The following is a 17,778-nucleotide window of genomic DNA, read 5'->3' as shown; positions in this document are numbered from 1 at the left end:
GGGGGGACGATGCATAACTATTCGTTTGTACGTCGGACGCTGGCCGCCGCATGCGCGGCGTGGGCGATCAACGCGACGTTCGTCATGCCCGCGTTAGCGGACGACGTGATCCACCTTGGAATGACGGTGCCGATGTCGGGTGCTGGAGCGAGTTGGGGCATGAGTGCGGAGTGGGTCGCGCAAGTGGCCGTCAAATATGTGAACGACCATGGTGGCGTCAATGTCAACGGGAAGATCTATCACTATGCGGTGACGGCGTACGACAACAAGTACACGGCGGCCGACGGGGTCAAAGTCGCCCAGACGATGTTCAATCGGGACGGCATCCGCTATGTCGTATTCGGCATGTCGACGCAGGCCGTCGCGGCGACGCAGAGTATGTCAGAGCGCGCCGGTATTCTCATGTTTACCGTGAGCTGGTCCAATTCGATCAAGGGTCCGAAATATCCACTAACCTTCACGATCACGAACACGCCGACCGAGTTTCTGGGGCCGCTCTATACACTTGTCAAGAAACAGAATCCGTCGATCAAAACGATCGCGCTGATCAGCCCGAATGACGCTGCCGACGAAGAGGCAGTGGCATCCGCCATGCCGCATCTCAAGGCGCTGGGCATTCAGGTTCTCACTTACGTGAAATACGAGCGCGGCACTACCGAGTTTCAACCGGTGGCAACCAAGGTCGTGCAAACCAAACCGGACGCGATCGATACACTAGGTGCGCCGCCTGGTGACATTGGTGTGCTCTATCGCGCGATCGCGGATCAAGGGTGGAATGGTGTTCGCATCGCGTCTGCGGGTACGGTGTCCGATGCGGTGATTCGCACCGGCGGCAAAGCGGTTGAAAACCTTTATATGGGGCTGGGCGCCGACTTTGCCGGACCCAACGCGACGCCGGTGCAGCGTCAAGTGGCCGCAGCGTTCGAGCCGGCGATGCACGAGCCGCTCGATATTGCCGGCATGTCGGCGTGGGAAGCTGTGATGGCGCTCAAGGCAGGAATGGAGAAGTCGGGGAGCATCGATCCGCGCGTCGTTGCTCAGACGCTGCCGAAGATCACCTTCGAGTCAAGCTACGGACCGGCCGCGTTCGGCGGAGCGTCCACCTACGGGGCGCCGCAGGAGATGCTGCTGCCCGTCATCATTACGCAGATACGCAACGGCAAAGTGATCGAACTGGCACGCATCCCGTCGCCTGAGTTGGAAAAACGCGTGGCGCGAGCGAAGTAGCGCCGCCGCTCGTGATGGGCGGAACGGAGATCGACAGGGGAGCTTGACCGGAAATCTCGGCGAGACATCACGTGATATATGGCGAGCACGCCGCCGTGCGCGAAATAGTTAGACCGGTTCGAATTGTTACGCGTTATTCGACACCCGCCCTTGTTTGCGGCCTAAGGAGTACACGACAACGCGCGCTGGCGGGCGGGACGCGCTCGAGGGAGGGCCCGCGAAGTGGTCCGAGAGGCGGGAGTCTTGTGCGGCTAGGGGAGTGAAGTGCTCTCATGAACGGCGGAGTTTCTCGGCCATCGCTTGCGACTCGCAGCCGGTGCGCGTAGCGACGTCCCGTATCGTCGCCAGGTTGCCTGACGCACCGCATTGGCCAGCAGACCGGAGTGACGGAAGCGATGGAAGCTGGCCGGCAGCAGATGCAGCGGGAAGCGCCGCATGAACTCCTGCGGCTCTCGCGTGATCGTCTTCTGGTGCGTGCGACCGCTGCCCGATGTTCCCTCCAGCGGAAGGCGACGCCCCGGTCGTCGAGTGCGGTGAGCCGCTGCTTGAAGTTGATCACGGGATGCGTACAGCGCGATCGATAGACTAGCGCCGCGTCAGTTCGGCGAGCGGGCGCTTCGTACATACACCCATTCACTCAGACGCAGCGGCGCGACCCACGGTGCGAAGCTTGGCGTACTCACCAAAAAAACAACTGGCCCCCTGGTATGCATGAGTGAGCTCTTCTAGGCGCGTCGCCGGATCAACCCCGAATGCACGCATATCGGCAGGAAGACGGCGGCCCGTAATGGCACCCACCGCTCACCGCCCGGCGAAATGCCCCCGCTGCGAACAATGAACGAACTCCCCACTTCGCGCCGGCTCCGAGAGAAGCCCCTTGAGGCCCGGCTGGAGCGTTCTTGTCAAACGTTGCACGCAGGAGAAAGCAGTCTACAAGTGTGTCAGCAAGCATGCGCATTCCAAGTTGCCGAACCTTCTTCGTTGTCGCCGGCGACGAATTCAGAGAGCCAACGAGCCTCGCGCAAGGCGGTGTCGTATCGTCACACTGCGCAAAACATCCTGCGGCGGAGCCACGGGCGTCGGTGCCCCGCAATCATCTTCAGTCCGTGAGCGCCGGGTGAGATGCCTGCCACAGCGTTACCTTTCAGCCGCGCTAGTCTGGAAAACAACTGACACGCCATACACTTCAAATCCGTTAGCTTGGCGGGTTGGCGCGGCCATGCGGCAACCGTTTCGACTACTGTTTCGATTCCCGCAACAGTGCTTTCATCAATTAGGTATTTACCCTGATAAATACGGCTCGTAGACTGCTTTGATGAGTTGCAGACCGGTGTGTCTGTAGCAACACTTGAAATGATCGCTGAGGTTCAAATCATGAAATCGCTCATCAATGCCATCGCTGTTGCATTCGTTCTTGCCGCTCCGGCCGTGTCGTTTGCACAAGTGAATCAACCCGTTACGCGCGCCGAGGTCCGCGCTCAACTGGCCCAGCTCGAGAAGGCTGGCTATGACCCGGCGCGGGCAAATAGCTCCGATTACCCGCAGAACATCCAGGCCGCCGAAGCACGTATCGCTGAACAGAACGGTTCGGCAACCTACGGCGGCGTAGTAAGCGGCTCGTCGACGTCGGGTGTTCATGCCTACAAAGCCGAGGCAGACTCCACTGGCCCGCGCTCTGTATTTTTTGGTCAATGATCGAAGAGTTGGGCGGGCCGCTGCTGCGCAGTCCACCCAGCAACACAGTCCTTGGAGCGCGGTTCCGCTGTGCACCGACATTCATGCAACCGGCTCGCAACTGGGAGTCATCTCGATAGCGAGCCGGTTTTATTTTAATTCTTCCCAAACCACGAAAACTCCTGGCGGATTTGCGCAATCCGCTGGCGTACCTGATTGAAGCACGCAGTACGCACGACACGCCGCTAGAGCTCTTGGCTCAGGCAAATCCGCTCGTCTCATCAAGGCCGCGCACGAGCTCGTCGTCCTTGACGAGCGTGCAGTGTGAGAGCAGGGCGCCCAGGAGCGCCAGCCGGAGATTGCGACGCGGGTCTCGTGGGCTGTCGGAGCGACAGGTCTGTCGCACGTCGCTAACAATTGGCCCTACGAGCTTATCGATGGCATTCGCAATCGGGAACAGTCCGGGTTGGATGACTGTTTGGGTATGACGAAAATGCAACTAACAGTCGATTCTGCCGGAACCTTTAGTCGCGGTTTTACCGCTCAAAAGGCGCCTTCAAAGCGAGTCCAGGTAAGCCTAAAGTAATGTCCGGCATGAGATTGATCGAGCGGGGCACTACCGCACATGCGGGACCGCCGCGTCTTAGCCGCTCTGTAGCCGATCCCTCGAATCCGCTGCATGTCGCGGTGCCCATGCCTTGGTTCGATCGTGACCGTGGCTCATCGTGCCCCAACTCTTCCTACCTGGTATAACCGGCGCACGCCATTTCCCGTCGCGCGCAAGCTCGGGATTAAAAGTCCGTCTCGACCTCAAACCGAAGTGTTGCCGCCATGCCCATGAAATCGAGCGAGAAACTGCCTTGCGCGCAGCGATTCCGGTGAGCCGAAAAATTTGGCTGGCGTCGCCGTTTCGACAACCTGGCCGCCGTCCATGAACACGATACGATCGGCTACCTGTCGCGCGAATTCCATTTCGTGCGTGACGATCACCATCGTCGCCCCTTCGTTGGCAAGCGACCTCATCACGCTCAGCACTTCCCCAACCAGCATCGGATCGAGCGCGCTGGTCGGTTCGTCGAACAGCAGTACGTCCGGTTTCATCGCAAGAGCGCGGGCAATGCCGACCCGTTGCTTCTGCCCCCCGGAAAGGCGTGAGGGAAACTGGTCGTGCTTGTCGGCAAGGCCGACGCGGGTAAGCAGTTCGATCGCTTCCTCGCGCACGGTCGCGCGGTCGCGTTTGAGCACGTGCAGCGGTGCCTCCATCACGTTTTCGATGACGCTCAGGTGCGGCCACAAAGCAAAATGCTGAAAGACCATGCCGATTTTGGCACGCATTTTCGCCAGATCCGCATCGCTCATCCTGATACGGGTATTGTCGCGCACGCCCATCCGTTGGCCGGATACATGCACGCTGCCTGCGTCGGGCACTTCGAGCCAGTTGATACAGCGCAGCAGCGTCGACTTGCCGCATCCGGACGGTCCTAGCAGGCAAACGGTCTCGCCCTGCGCGACCTGCAAAGACACGTCTCGCAGAACGTGGTTATCGCCAAACGACTTGGAGATGCCGACGAGCCTAAGGACGTTCGGCGATGTATCGACGGGGGGCAAATTTTCCGTTTCTGTTGCAGGCATTGTCAAAGGCAAGGTCGGGGTCACGCTCGACGCTCCTCGGCGAATTTGTTCAGCATCCCGGTGCCGGCTTCGATTGCAAGGCAGAGACACCAGTAAAGGAGGACCGCCGCGACGAACGCAGCGAACGGAATGAAGTAGGTGGCCTGAATGCCCGTCATTTCATGGGTCAGTTCGCCGACGGCGATGACGGTCAGAAACGCACTGTCCTTGACGATCTGGATCAACTGGTTGCCGACCAGGGGCATCGCGCGCAGCATGACCGGCGGCAGAATGATCCGTCGTAACAGGGTGAGACCGCGAAATCCGAACGCCTTGCCCGACTCGATCAACGATGCCGGAAGTTCGAGCCAGGCGCCGCGAAGCAACTCGCCCATGTAAGCCGTGTTGTAGAGAATCAGCGCGACTGCGCCAGCCGACCAGTTCGACATTCTGATGCCGAGCGTCGGCAAGCCGAAGTAGATCAGGTAGACAAACAGCAGAAATGGCGCGCAACGCATGGCATCGACGTAGGCGGCGGCCGCGCGGCTGACCGCCTTGTTCTCCGACATGAGCAACGGCGTAAGTAGCGCGCCCAGTACGAGCGACGCCACGCCGGATATGACTAGAAGGATCACCGTGTTGAGCAGGCCAGCCAGCGCGATGTCGCGCTGCTGCCAGATGATCAGGAAGTTGTTGATCAAATCATGCCTCCGGAGCGAAGACGTTTCTCGACCGCGCGTTGCAGCTTGATGAGCGCGAACACGATCAGGCCGTAGAGCGCGAGCGCGAAGATGAACGGAGGCAGCGGCTCATACGTGTTCGAGCCGACACGCAACGCAGCGCGCGTAATCTCGACAATGCCGATCACTGCCACCGCGGGCGTCGACTTGATCTGCAGCGTCATTTCGTTCACGAGACCGGGCAGACTCGCGCGGCAAACCTGTGGCATCACGATGCGCCGTATGCGGGTGAAACGCGGCATCGCGAACGACAGCGCTGCATCGTATTGATCTCGCGGAAATTCGACGAGCGCGCTGCGCCATATCTCGCAGTTGAAGGCCGACGTGCTGATAGTCAACGCGACAATCGCGGCGGGCAGCGGATCGAGCGATAGTCCGAGCTGGGGCAACGCGAAGAACACCAGCAAGGTCAACGTCACGGTCGGACACGACCGGATGACGCTGACGTAGGAGTACACGAAGCGGTCGAGCACCGGCACTTTCGCCCAGCGAATCAGCGCCAGTGCGAGCCCGAGCGGAACGCCGAGCACGATGCTGATGAGCGACAGCGAAATGGTCGCGAGTGCACCCTGCGTGATGCTCCAGTAATCGTAAGCGGTCATTAAGCGGGCTCGCCTGCGAGGTCAGTTGATGGACTGCGGCATCGATTCAAAGCTGGCGCCGAACCACTTCTTCTGAACCTGGTACATCTCACCACTCTTGCGCAGGTCGAGGAGCACGCTGTTGACCATCTGCAGCGCAGCCGTGTCGCCCTTCTTGACCGCCCATGCGATATACACTGGGCTGCCGATCTTTTGACCGATTACGAATGTGTCCGGCCGCGTCCTGATTAGTGAGTTGAGATTGATCTGCGTATTGGCGACGGCGTCGAGCCGCCCGAGCGCGAGATCCTGATAGGTCTCCGGATACGACTGATATTCGACAATCTGCTTGAGGCCGTTGCCGCCGTGGGTTTTCTTCAGTTGCTCGTCAAATGCTTTCACGTCGGCCAGCATTGCGCTGCCGGTCTGCACGCCGATCACCTTGCCGATCAGGTCGTCGGCGGACTTAATGGGCGATCCCTTCTTGGTCGCAAAAAACGTCGTCGATTCCGCCAGCGGCGCGGTGAAATCAAAGGTACCTTTGCGCTCCGGCGTGACTAGAACCGCAGTGACAGCCATGTCGTACTTGCCTGTCGTTACGCCCGGCAGGATGCCCGACCACGGCATGATCTGCTGCTTCACCTGTACCGGAAGCTTCTTCTTCACTAGCGCGAGCATCTCGTTGTCATAGCCGGTGGGGGCACCGTTATCGACGAATTCGAATGGCTTGAAATCGTCTTCGGTCGCGACCGAGATATAGCCGCGCGATTTGATCTCGTCGACGCTGGCAGCCGATGCGATGTGCGCAGCGCCCGCAAAGGCGGCAATAGCGAACAGCGAACGCAGAGACGACAGCGCGAGCCGCCTGAAGCCGGTGCGGAAAGTCTTGTCCGTTGCGGCACTTTGGATGGTGAGAGACGACATGAATACCCCTCTTGGCTGTAATGACTCGATGGCGCGCGAAGCGTGCGCTTTGGTGGCCGAAAGGCCGTCTCGTTCATGCGCAATCGAAAATTCGTATGCACACTGACAAGTTGCGCATCTCCGATGCAATTCACATGCCAGTTCGACGAACACCGCGCCTTGCCGATGTGAGCGTCGAGGCGAGCGCATACATGCGTCGATAGAGGGCAATCTGCGCACCAACAAAAGACTTAAGCCCCACAGAATGGACGAAATGCACTCATTTGAGTCAATGCAGAGGCTTTGGCGCCGTTGCGCGATAAAGCAGACGGCGCACAAAAAACGTGCGTGACGGACAGAGACGAGAAAGAAGAGAATTTCTGTTTTTGTACTGATACGATGCATACTGACGAATCAACTTCCCGTTGAGCAATTTGATAAGAAGCATGGAGGCTTGACCAAATGAAAGGCGGCGATCTTACGTTACAAGAACCGGCTTATCGTGAAATCATCGAACCGGGCGGCCGCTGGTCGATGCGGCTGGAGACGGGCGATCAGTTGCGTATCGTCGATCTGGAGGGGCAGCAGGCGGTCGACTTTCTCTGCTACTCCGGCGAGTTGCCACTCGACCGGCTCAACGTTCCGAACACGGTAAAACTCAATCGCTCGTTGTATGTGACCAAGGGCACCACGATCTATTCCGATCGCGCGCGCAAGATGTTTTCGGTGCTCGACGACACCTGCGGTTTTCACGACACGCTCGCGGGATGTTGCAGCCACGAGATGGACTTCCTCCGCTACGGCGTGCATAACAAGCTGAGTTGCCGCAGCAACTTCGCGCAGGAACTGGCGAAGTGGTCTCTGGGGCCGTCGGAGATCGTCTCGAACATCAACTTCTTCATGCGTGTGACGTTCGGCCAGCAGGGCGAGGTCGAGATTGCGCCAAGCCCGTCGAAAGCAGGCGACTACGTGGTGTTGCGCGCGGAGATGCCCGTTATTGCTGTGTTGTCGAACTGCCCGCAACAGAACAATCCCTCGTCGGGCTTCCGACCCACGCCTGTCGAGGTCACGGTGTCGCGCGCCCCGTCAGATAACCCTCCGCAGGCAAAATAAGGCAGGTCATGGTGGCGAGTCCGAATAAAGCAAAACCCGACAGGGCAGGCGCGAGCGATAGCGCGTCCAAGGACTGGCGTCATACCGCGCTGGATGCACGCCCAGGCTTCCTGATCCGCCGGCTGCATCAGATCCATGTCGCGTTATTCGTCGAAGAGTGCGCGCCAGAGGGTATTACGCCAGTGCAATACAGCATCCTCACTGCGCTGGAGCAGATAGGGCCGTCCGAACAGATTGCTTTGTCGCGCGCCGTCGGTCTCGATCGCGCCAATACCGCCGACGTGATCGGGCGGCTTGTCGAGCGGCGTTTCATTCAGCGGCGCGTGTCGAAGACGGATAAACGCAAGAAGGTGGCGGAGCTGACGGAGATTGGACGGGCGCTGCTGGCGCGGCTCGAGACGGGCGTCGCGCGGGCTCACGAGCGGACGCTCGCCGCGCTGCCGCCCGAGGATCGCAAGCGCTTCATGACCTTTCTGACGTTGCTCGTCGAGACCAATAACGATCTGAGCCGAACACCGGTCGGTGGCGCCGCGAAGAAAAGCGACGACGACTGACATTTCTGCCTTTTGGCGAAGCGTGGATCGTGCGTGCGACAGTGAGGATTTGCCAGGCGCCATCGATCCGGGCCTCGGCTCTGCGACTGACAGCCCAGAGGCGATTCTGGTCGGGAAGTCGTTGCCAAAGGCGGTCTCGGAACAGCTCACGAGCATCGCGTTTCGAGAGATTGAACGGCCGACGCAAACAGACTCTGCGGAGCAGCGAAGAGACCGCGGCCTAGCAGACCGGCACGGCCATCGGCGCCGATCATTGCGATCGCAGCGAGCGGCGCGACGCGGTGTAAGGCGACTCGCGCGGCATCGAGTCCGCAGTGGAGATCAGTAAAGCAGGGGTGGGAACCCGCGTACAGTTGGGCTTGCTCGCGTTGCCATTCGGGCGGCAGCCACGCGGCGAAGGCACCCGCCGGTTCAGGCGCGAGCGCGAGCGCCTGCGCTCCAAAACCGGCTATATCGATGACGCCGCTGTCTCCGGTCAAAGGAGCGGCAGCGACCTTGAGCGCGAGATTGATGGCCGGCCCTGCCGGCGCAGCAGCAGCGGCGGTGTGCCAGAGCGACGGGCGGCCCGCCAGTTGAATCCCGACGTCGATGCCGTTTCCCGCGAGCGAGACGACGAGCGTCGATGCCGGATCCGCATTTCGCGCGGCAGCCGACGTCATCAGGCGACACGCGGCCATCCACAGCGTGAGGAAGAACAGCGGCGTCTGCTGCAACATCGTATGGATCGACGAATCGGTGAGTCGTGCGGACAACACGTCGTAGAGCGCTGCGCTTGCGGCGGTCGTGCGGGCGTGCAGATCGTCGCCGTTGTCGAGGCCGTGCCGGGCGAGCGCGAGGAGATCGACGGGTTCGCCGCGCAGCGCTGTGTCGAGTGCCGGCGCGAGAACCGAGTCGCGCCATTTCATGCGGTCGAGAATCGCGGGGTCGCGTGAGCCGAAGCGCAGTTGCGGCCCCGCGCCGCTGCCCAGCAGCGACCAGGCGGCGCCAGTCGGATCGCCGGCTTCGACAAGCGCCGTGCTGCCCGAAATCACGGCTGCGAGCGGCGTAACCACGCCATAGGATTGGGCGCTGACAAGGTTCACGCGGCCGGTGGCGATCAGGCGTTCGGCATCCTGCTCGCTTGCCGCCCAGCCTTCATACAGACAGCACAACACCGCCGACGACAGCACCGGCGGGGGTGGCCTGCATGGGTCTTCATACGGAGGGCCTGCATGCAGCAGCGTGAACTCGGGCAGCCCAACGGCATTGCGTGCGAAGCGCACAGCGCGCCATTGAGGACGAACCGCTTGCAGGCGCTGAAGCGCGGCATCCTGGACCGGGGATGTCATCTGCGGGCTCCGAAGCCGAACAGACCGCAAACACGCGACCACAGGATTTTCCAGAACATGTTGCCGAGGTTGAGCGGGGCATTAGCGGACGGCTGCGTAGCCGGGTTAGCCGTATGGGCTGGTATGACATCCGTAGGCTGCAAAACGGGTGGAACTGTTGCGGCTGGCGTCGTCACCGGGTCGGGGGCTGAAACGGTTGCCAGTTCCGGCTCGGCAACAGGCGCGGTGGTCGTAGCTGCGACTTGCGAAGCCGAGAGATCCAGCCGGGCCTTGAGGTTCGCAGCGAAGGCTTCGGTCATCCGTGTGGCGAGTTCCTTTACGATGCCGCCACGCGAGAACTGGGCAAGGCTGCCGGCGATCGCGTAGTCCACCTTCACGTCGACGCGCGTCTCGCGAGGCGTCGGGTCGTCGAGTGAGAACGACGCTTCCCCCTTCACGCGCGACGCGCTCTTGCGGTCCACGCCGCCGCCAATAACGCTGCCACGCCAGGCTGTATCGTCCAGCTTCATTTCGCCGTCGCCGGCAAAGCTTGCCACGATTGGCCCGAGTTTGACGGTCATCGCGAGCTTCAGCCGGCCGTCGTCCGGTGGCGCGGTCAGCGACGCCCCGGGCAGACACGCTACGATCCCAGGCGTATCGCGGAAACAGGCCCATACGACATCGCGTGGGTAGGGCACTGTAAAGTTTTGCTCAATTTCCATTCGTGGTCCGGTCTCTTGAGACTAGGGGATCAGGTTGCTGCAGTCGCGGCGAGCGGTGCACGCTGACTCGCCCGGTGCGCATCCAGTACGCGCCGGATCGCTCGCACGATACCGACATAGCCGGTGCACCGGCACAGGTTGCCCGACAGTTCGAGGCGCACGCGGTCGTCGTCTGCGTCGGGCAGGCGGGTCACGATATCGCGTGCCGTCACCAGCATTCCCGGCGTGCAGTAGCCGCATTGCAACGCGTGCTCTGCTGTGAAGGCGGTGCGCAGTTCGTTCATCACGTCGTCGCCGTCGAAGCCTTCTATGCTCTGCACGTCGGAACCCGAGCACGAGACCGCCGATGTGATGCACGAGCGGGTCGGCATGCCGTCGACCATCAGCGTGCACGCGCCGCACACGCCCTGTTCGCAACCGAGGTTCGTCCCGCACAGCATCTGATGCTCGCGCAGGAAATCCGCGAGACTCGTGCGCGGTTCGACAGCGGCCGACACCTGCTCGCAATTGATCCGGAGTTCGATCCGTTGAGTGAGGATATCGGTCATTGCTGCTTCCTGTTTTCGCGGACGATTGCGGCAGCCCGTTCAAGCGCCACGCGATGCACCTGGTATTCGTAGCTCCCGGTTTCGAGACCCGCTGCGTCGAGATGCGGATCGAGCAGCGCTGCATTGGGGCTGTCGAGCAACGCGCGCGCGTTCTCGATCAAATGCGGCGGCCCGTCGATTGCACCGATCACGGCGCGGCAAACGCCGGCCGGCGCATCGTCGATGAAGACCGCAATCGCTTCCGCGAACTCGCCGGGCTTGCGATTGAACTTGTAGTAGCTCCAGCGCGCGGCAGGCGACAGGCGCCGAAAGCGCACGCCGGTGAGAATCTCGTCGGCCTTCAGCGCGGTCGTGAACGCGCCGCTCATCCAGCCGGCCGCCGTCAACGAGCGGGTCCCATGCGGGCCCGCGACGAGAAATTCCGCGTCGAGTGCATACATCGTGTTAATCCAGTCGGCAGCCGGATCGGCATGAGCGAGACTGCCGCCGAGTGTGCCGCGATTGCGCACCGCGCGATACGCGATGCCGCGCGCCACGTAGGGCATCAATCCCTGTGTACCGTCGTCGATCTTGCGATCTTCGATCTCCGCGTGCGTCACGCATGCGCCGATCAGCGTCCTGTTACCTTCGTTGCCGCATTCACGCAACGCCGCGATACCGCGCAGATCGACCAGCGTCTCGGGTTGCGTGAGCCGCAGATTCATCATTGGGCCAAGCGACTGGCCACCGGACACGAACTTCGCCATTCCGTCGCTGGCGCCAACCAGCGCGATCGCGCTATCTTCGGTAACGGGCTTTGCATAGTCGTAGATCGCGGCTTTCATGCTGGCATCCCCTTGGCGGCGCGAGCCGGCGTTGCCGATCGCATGGCTTCGACAATGACACGCGGCGAGATCGGCAACTGGTCGACCTGAACGCCGAGCGGCCGCAGTGCATCGTTGACGGCATTCGCGATCGCGGCAGGGGAACCGATCGCGCCGCTTTCGCCGATGCCTTTTTGCCCGAATTCGGTGTACGGAGCGGGCGTTTCCATGTGTTCGATACGGATAGCGGGGACTTCCGTGGCGCCGGGCAGCAGGTAGTCGGCGAGGGTAGAGGCAAGCGGCTGGCCGTCCTCGCTGTACGGCATCGCTTCGTAAAGGGCCGTGCCGATTCCCTGCGCTGCACCGCCGAATACCTGCCCATCGACGACCATCGGATTGATCAGCACGCCGCCGTCCTCGACGATCACGTAATCGAGAATTTCGGTCTTGCCGAGTTGTGTGTCGACGGCAACTACGACCGCATGGCACGCGTAGCTGAACGTGCCGGTATCGCGTTTAGCCTGATACGACGTCGACACTTCCAGGCCGCGCGGATCGACGTCGGGCGGCAGCAGTTGTGGCGCGAGATACCACGTTCGCGCAATGTCGGCGATGGTGTAGCGGCCTTCCGCACCGACAACTGCGCCGTGCTCCCAACGCACGGCGTCGAGCGGCTCCTTCAGCAGCCATGCGCCGATTTTCATCATCCGCTGTCTGAGTTCCTTCGAGGCCTGCCCTAGTGCGCCGCCAGCCATCACGATCGAGCGCGAGCCCCATGTGCCGGTCGAATACGGCGTCACACCGGTGTCGCCAAGTACGACGCGTACGCGTTCCGTATCGATGCCGAGCACCTCGTGCGCGATCTGCGCAAGCGTCGTCTCCATGCTCTGACCGTGCGAATGCACGCCGGCCCGCACTTCGAGAATCCCGTCGGGGGTAAGGCGAATGACGGCCGGCTCGCGGCCCGGCACCATCGGAATACCCCAGCCATGATAGACGGAGGTGCCGTGTGCGCCTTGCTCGCAGAAGACCGCGAGACCGAAACCGATCCGGCGACCATCGGGTTCGCCGCGCCGTTGACGCGCGCGTATCGCGGGAAGATCGATGGCGGCGATGGCCCGCCGTACGGCCTCCGGATAGTTGCCGCTGTCGAAGTGCTTGTTGGTGATGTTGTCGTACGGCATTTCGTGCGGTTCGACGAGATTGCGCAGGCGCACTTCGTAGGGTTCGATGCCGGCTTCCACGGCGATTGCATCCATGACCGATTCGATCGCGTAGCACACGCCGGTACGAGCCACGCCACGGTACGGCAGGATGGGCGGCTTGTTCGTCGCGACCGACCAGGTGCGGCAGCGATAGCGATCCATCTTGTATGGGCCGGGCAGAATGCTGCCCACTTGCGCGGCCTCGAGGCACGCGGAGAACGGATACGACGAGTAAGCGCCTGAGTCGACGCTAGCCTCGCACTCGACGGCGATAAGCCGGCCGTCGAGTTCGGCATACGCGGTGATGTCGTAGTCGTGCTCGCGGCAGTTGGCATTGGCCGTCAACTGTTCGCGGCGATCCTCGATCCAGCGGACCGGCTTCTCCAGATGCATCGCAAGCCAGCCACAGCAGACTTCTTCCGGCAACAGGATGCCCTTGTAGCCGAACCCCCCGCCGACGTCGGGCGCGATCACGCGGACCTGGCCCTCATCGAGACCGAGGCAATGCGCGAGGCCCGTACGAGTGATGTGCGGCATCTGCGCCGACGTGTGGATGATCAGCTGAGAGAGGCGTCTATCCCAGTGTGCGACGACGCCGCGACCTTCCATCGGCGCCATGCTTTGGCGCGAGGTGCGTAGCTTGCGGCGGACCTTGATCGGCGCATCGCGGCGGATCGCTTCGAGGTCGACGTCGGGCTTCGCATCGACAAAGGCTTCGAGGAAGACGTTGTCCCCCCAATGCTCGTGCACGAGTGCGGAGCCTTCGCGGCGAGCGTCGAGCATGTCGACGACAGCGGGCAGTTCTTCGAAGTCTACGAACACCTGCGCTGCGATGTCTTCCGCGGCAGCGCGCGTCGCCGCGACGCACATCGCAATGGTTTCGCCCACCTGCCGCACCTTGCCGCTGGCGAGTACGGGCTGTTCGGACGGCTTGAAACCCGGCAACCCCGAATTCGCTACGATCGGTTTCACATTGTCGAGATCAATCAGCGTGTAGACGGATTTTTCCAGACCGGCCGGCTTCTCTATTCCAACGATATGGCCATGTGCGATCGGGCTGCGCACGAACGCGACGTCGACCATTCCGACCATGCGAATATTGCTGACATATTCGCCGCGGCCATGCAGGAAGCGGTCGTCTTCCTTGCGCGGCAGCGATACGCCGATGCCCTGCGGCCGGTCCGGCGACTTGACTGTGACTGCACGTTTCATCGTTTGCCTCGTGAAGAGAGCCGGGTCGGATTTACGCCGCTCGCGCGAGCGGCAACTGGGACGCATTGGCGTCATAGCGGACGCCATCGCGTACACAGAAAAGCGGTGCAAGCATGCGATCGGTGATCACCTGGGTGCCTTCGTTGTCTTCGAGCACCCAACGGCCACGGCGGTCGTCCAGCACGCTGATGTCAGCGACGCCGCCCACCTTGAGCGTGCCCAATTCACCGTCCATGCCGATCATCTTCGCGGCATGGCTGGTCGTCATCGCAACGACGTGATCGAGAGGAAGACCGAGCGCCAGCATGCTGGTCATCGCACTGACGAGACTGAACTGCGTGCGGCCGAGGAATGAGTGCTCTTCGTCGGGATGGCTGTCAGGCGTGCCCGCAGGCGAGGGCACATGCGTGTTGTATCCATGCATGTCCGCGCCCAGCGTGTCGGGGATCACGCCGCTGTCGAGCACGACGCGAGCTGTCTTGAAGCTGAAGTGCGAGCCGTGACCGACGTCGATCTTGAGGCCGCGTGCGACCGCTTCATGAACGAGCGGATGCAACTGGCCGTTCTCCTCGACAAACCCGCCCGGATGCCGGCTGAACGGATGCGCGAGAATATCGCCGGGCTTCAGGGTCTCGACGACCTGATTGAAAATCGAGTCGGGATTGACCGGCATGCCGCCGAGCTCCGGCTTGGGCCAGAGCTGTCCGAAGTGAATGTAGACTGGCAAGGCAGCATCGCGGCCAATTTTCGATGCGATCTTCATCACGTCGAGTCCCCAGCGCGCGAAGCCGCCGATCTCGGCATGCGCCTTGATACCCTTGACCAGATCGGCGTTGGCGAGCGCTGACTTGACGGTTGCTGCCGCATCGAGACAGTCGGGACGGTACAGGTCGGGATAGTAATGACCTTCGAGGCCGCCGACGAGATAGGCCGAAATAAAGGCGAACACGCGGGTTGCGGCGCGCTCGGCGACGAAGTTGCGAAAGCCCGGAATCGTGATGCAACTCGCTCCGCCTTGATCGACTATGGTCGTCACGCCGGAGTGCACGCCGCATTGATCGGCATTCAGGCCAAAGCGGCCGGTCACGTATTGATAAACGTGGCCGTGTGTGTCGATCAGGCCGGGCAGCACCAGCCGGCCGCGGCAATCGATGATTTTGGCTGACGGCGCCTGGGCGACGAGCCCGGCACCGATCGCGGCGATCGACTTGCCGTCGACGAGAACGTCGAGCGTGGCGTCGATGCCGGCGGCCGGATCGATCACGCGGCCACCTTGAAGTAGAAGCTGGGACATGTTTTGTGTGCGTTTCCGGGACGAGATGCGTGGTGTACCGCAAATACTGTGCCGGTTTGAATCCGTTGCTTCAATGATTCGGAAAAGCCTTTTGCATCAATGAGAAACCGTCGATATGGCCAACAGATGTGTGCCATACCACGGATTTTCCCGAGCGACTTCGCACCAAAATGAAGACTCTGAGGCGGATGTGCACCGGATTCTTGCCCAGTGCTATTTTTTGGTGAATTGTGTGGTGTGCCGCGCATTTGAAACGGGGCACGTCGTTCGCATAGAATGCTGCCATTGAGCGCGCGGTTCGCGCGTCTACGTCAGTTCACCAGTCACGCCAGAGACCGCACCATGTCGACCTTGATCATTCCGGAAATGGACCTCGAAACAACCCGTGCTGAGCTTGAGCGGCTGCAGGCAAGATCCCCATTGTTTGGGCGGCCTGGTTTTCTGATCAGGCGCCTGCATCAGATTCACGGGTCGTTGTTCGCCGAAGAGACTAGCGAGTTCAATATCACGCCCGTGCAATACAGCTTGCTGACCACGCTTGAAGCGCTAGGCGAAATTGACCAGAACACGCTGTCTATCGAGATCGGCCTTGAACGTTCGAGCGTGGCCGAAGTGATTCCGAGGTTGCATGCGCGCGGCCTCGTCAACCGAAAGCAGGCTGCGCACGACAAACGCCTTAGGCTCGTACGGCTTTCTGCCCAGGGCAAGCGTCTCGTGGCAAAAATGGCGCCGGCCGTGCAACGCGCGCACGACAGAACGATCGAGCATCTGTCATCTGTAGAGCGCGATTTCTTCATGTTGCAAATGATCCGGCTCGTGGAGGCCAATAATGAGCGGACCGTCGTGCCGTTGAGGTTGCCGGAGGGTTAGTGGTGGACAACGTGAGAAATTCGGTTGCCACTTGTCTTTGTCGAGGTCAGATTCCTTTGTCAATGGATCCGCAGTTTTGAGGAAGGGCGATGAGCGCACGTTATAGAACCACCACGGGCAGCATGACCTGGAAGATTCCAGCTCGAAATGTATACACAGCGTAGTGCCCGTCGACTCCCTTAGAGGTGGTTCCGTTCGTTCAGACTGTCTTCATGCGATCTAAGGTGGAAGCTGCTGGACCTCACGTTGCTGTTCTGATCGCAGGTAGCCGCGCGAAGTGGGCGCTTGCGGCAAGCATAAAGAGCTTTGGTGTCCATCTCGGTCTTTCATCGCCCTCGAGCTGGCAAGCATCGCTTTGTCGCGCGCGATGACCCCTGGCAAGTGGGCGCGCAGGAGATCGACCCACGTGCGTACCTTCGCATCGGTGAACTTGCGTGAAGCGTAAAGTGCGTAAATGTTCATCTTCTGCAGCGTGCGATCGGGTAGCACGCGAACTAGCGTGCCGTTGCGCAGACCGTCGACTGCGGCATACAACGGCAGCATCCCGATGCCCATGCCTTCGCGGATTGCGACAACAAGCGATTCGGCGATATTCACTTGCAGCGGGCCCCTGACTTGTAGCAATTCGCTGTCGTCAGGTCCTTCGAGTAACCACTCGCGCTCCGGAAAGCCAGGCGTGTTCAGCGTCAGGCATTCATGCTGCGCCAGATCGCCCGGTTGCCGCGGAGTGCCGCGCGAGCGCAAATAGTCCGGCGATGCGCACAGGATGCTACACGTCGAGCCGAGCAGGTGCGACACCATCTCCGAGTCAGAAAGAGACGGCGCTACGACGACGGCAACATCGCTGCCGCCACCGAACAGATCCGGCGTACTCTGCGACAAGGTTAGTTCGACCGAAACTTCCGGGTACTGGGCACGATATTTCGAGATCGCCGGCAGCACATAGTGTTGTCCAATGCTCGCCAGGCTGAACATCCGTAAAGTGCCGGCAGGGCGTTCGTGCGCACTGCGAGCCTCCTCTTCTGCAATGTCGAGGTCAGCTAGGATCTGTTGACAGTTTTGCAGATATCGCTCGCCAGCCGGTGTGAGGGCAAGACGTCGCGTCGAACGGTTCAGCAGGCGGGTTCGCAGATGGGCTTCGAGTTCTGATACCGCTCGAGACATGACTCCGGTCGTCGTATCGAGCGACCTGGCAGCGGAAGTGAAGCTGCCGGTCACCGCGATTCGCGTGAACGCGCGCATTTTTTGCAATGTGTCCATAAAACCCTCAGATTTAAGTGGACGGTCAACACACTACTCGTTGCTGCTGCGCTTGCCGCGGTCGCGGATTTGTCCGGAAACTCGACCGGCCTCCCCGACTATAAATGTCTCGTTGGCAAACTGTCGCGACCACGATCGATGCCATACCGAGGCG

The 17,778-nt window shown here is 61.2% G+C and carries 17 protein-coding genes; 5 read left to right on the top strand and 12 right to left on the bottom strand.

What is annotated here, in order from left to right; genetic code table 11:
- Positions 1–9 precede the first annotated feature (9 nt).
- On the top strand, positions 10–1,227 hold the full coding sequence (locus tag P0D73_RS34230) for an ABC transporter substrate-binding protein (RefSeq protein WP_408318252.1): 1,218 nt from the start codon (positions 10–12) through the stop codon (positions 1,225–1,227).
- Positions 1,228–1,478: 251 nt separating this feature from the next.
- On the opposite strand, the gene P0D73_RS34225 is transcribed toward P0D73_RS34230, so the two are convergent.
- Positions 1,479–1,730: a transposase gene (locus P0D73_RS34225; RefSeq protein ID WP_408434862.1), complete on the bottom strand. Its 252-nt coding sequence runs from the start codon at positions 1,728–1,730 to the stop codon at positions 1,479–1,481.
- An 871-nt stretch (positions 1,731–2,601) separates the two neighbouring features.
- Here P0D73_RS34225 and P0D73_RS34220 point away from each other — a divergent pair.
- Positions 2,602–2,922 carry a DUF4148 domain-containing protein gene (locus P0D73_RS34220; RefSeq protein ID WP_408318254.1) on the top strand — a complete coding sequence of 107 codons (321 nt, stop codon included), beginning with the start codon at positions 2,602–2,604 and terminating at the stop codon, positions 2,920–2,922.
- A 789-nt stretch (positions 2,923–3,711) separates the two neighbouring features.
- Here P0D73_RS34220 and P0D73_RS34215 read toward each other — a convergent pair.
- The 4 genes from P0D73_RS34215 to P0D73_RS34200 are packed head-to-tail and all read right to left on the bottom strand — an operon-like array spanning position 3,712 to position 6,910.
- Positions 3,712–4,533, bottom strand: a complete 822-nt coding sequence (locus P0D73_RS34215; protein WP_408289298.1) for an amino acid ABC transporter ATP-binding protein — start codon at positions 4,531–4,533, stop codon at positions 3,712–3,714.
- A 20-nt stretch (positions 4,534–4,553) separates the two neighbouring features.
- Positions 4,554–5,213, bottom strand: a complete 660-nt coding sequence (locus P0D73_RS34210; RefSeq protein WP_408318256.1) for an amino acid ABC transporter permease — start codon at positions 5,211–5,213, stop codon at positions 4,554–4,556.
- Positions 5,210–5,854: an amino acid ABC transporter permease gene (locus tag P0D73_RS34205; RefSeq protein ID WP_408179627.1), complete on the bottom strand. Its 645-nt coding sequence runs from the start codon at positions 5,852–5,854 to the stop codon at positions 5,210–5,212. Before P0D73_RS34205 ends, P0D73_RS34210 begins: the two co-directional genes overlap by 4 nt.
- A gap of 21 nt (positions 5,855–5,875) precedes the next feature.
- Positions 5,876–6,910 carry a transporter substrate-binding domain-containing protein gene (locus P0D73_RS34200; RefSeq protein WP_408318258.1) on the bottom strand — a complete coding sequence of 345 codons (1,035 nt, stop codon included), beginning with the start codon at positions 6,908–6,910 and terminating at the stop codon, positions 5,876–5,878.
- A 288-nt stretch (positions 6,911–7,198) separates the two neighbouring features.
- Between P0D73_RS34200 and P0D73_RS34195 the strand changes: the two genes are divergently transcribed.
- On the top strand, positions 7,199–7,849 hold the full coding sequence (locus P0D73_RS34195; protein WP_408179628.1) for a DUF1989 domain-containing protein: 651 nt from the start codon (positions 7,199–7,201) through the stop codon (positions 7,847–7,849).
- 8 nt (positions 7,850–7,857) lie between these two features.
- Positions 7,858–8,403, top strand: coding sequence for a MarR family winged helix-turn-helix transcriptional regulator (locus P0D73_RS34190; protein ID WP_408318260.1), 546 nt, complete (start codon positions 7,858–7,860; stop codon positions 8,401–8,403).
- A 146-nt stretch (positions 8,404–8,549) separates the two neighbouring features.
- Here the strand turns inward: P0D73_RS34190 and P0D73_RS34185 are convergent, their stop codons facing one another.
- From P0D73_RS34185 to P0D73_RS34160, 6 genes are read right to left on the bottom strand one after another with little or no spacing between them, the layout of a single operon-like run.
- Positions 8,550–9,731 carry an oxamate carbamoyltransferase subunit AllG family protein gene (locus tag P0D73_RS34185; RefSeq protein ID WP_408318261.1) on the bottom strand — a complete coding sequence of 394 codons (1,182 nt, stop codon included), beginning with the start codon at positions 9,729–9,731 and terminating at the stop codon, positions 8,550–8,552.
- Complete coding sequence (locus P0D73_RS34180; RefSeq protein WP_408289168.1) at positions 9,728–10,432, bottom strand: SRPBCC family protein; 705 nt, start codon at positions 10,430–10,432, stop codon at positions 9,728–9,730. The genes P0D73_RS34185 and P0D73_RS34180 overlap by 4 nt, the downstream gene beginning before the upstream one ends.
- Positions 10,433–10,461: 29 nt before the next feature.
- Complete coding sequence (locus P0D73_RS34175; protein WP_408179632.1) at positions 10,462–10,980, bottom strand: (2Fe-2S)-binding protein; 519 nt, start codon at positions 10,978–10,980, stop codon at positions 10,462–10,464.
- Entirely contained in the window at positions 10,977–11,804 is an 828-nt protein-coding gene (locus P0D73_RS34170; RefSeq protein WP_408318263.1) for an FAD binding domain-containing protein, read from the bottom strand. The genes P0D73_RS34175 and P0D73_RS34170 overlap by 4 nt, the downstream gene beginning before the upstream one ends.
- Positions 11,801–14,200, bottom strand: a complete 2,400-nt coding sequence (locus P0D73_RS34165) for a xanthine dehydrogenase family protein molybdopterin-binding subunit (protein WP_408318265.1) — start codon at positions 14,198–14,200, stop codon at positions 11,801–11,803. Before P0D73_RS34165 ends, P0D73_RS34170 begins: the two co-directional genes overlap by 4 nt.
- A gap of 31 nt (positions 14,201–14,231) precedes the next feature.
- Positions 14,232–15,494, bottom strand: a complete 1,263-nt coding sequence (locus P0D73_RS34160; RefSeq protein ID WP_408318267.1) for an amidohydrolase/deacetylase family metallohydrolase — start codon at positions 15,492–15,494, stop codon at positions 14,232–14,234.
- 342 nt (positions 15,495–15,836) lie between these two features.
- On the opposite strand from P0D73_RS34160, the gene P0D73_RS34155 reads away from it, so the two are divergent.
- The gene (locus P0D73_RS34155; RefSeq protein WP_408318268.1) at positions 15,837–16,364 is read left to right on the top strand and encodes a MarR family winged helix-turn-helix transcriptional regulator; all 528 of its coding nucleotides are present in this window, start codon (positions 15,837–15,839) and stop codon (positions 16,362–16,364) included.
- Between the two features lie 219 nt (positions 16,365–16,583).
- On the opposite strand, the gene P0D73_RS34150 is transcribed toward P0D73_RS34155, so the two are convergent.
- Positions 16,584–17,624 carry a LysR family transcriptional regulator gene (locus P0D73_RS34150; RefSeq protein WP_408289150.1) on the bottom strand — a complete coding sequence of 347 codons (1,041 nt, stop codon included), beginning with the start codon at positions 17,622–17,624 and terminating at the stop codon, positions 16,584–16,586.
- Between the last annotated feature and the right edge of the window lie 154 nt (positions 17,625–17,778).

It is taken from the genome of Paraburkholderia sp. RL18-101-BIB-B, assembly GCF_046026985.1.
Lineage (GTDB): Bacteria > Pseudomonadota > Gammaproteobacteria > Burkholderiales > Burkholderiaceae > Paraburkholderia.
This window is presented reverse-complemented; position numbering and strand designations above follow the sequence as displayed.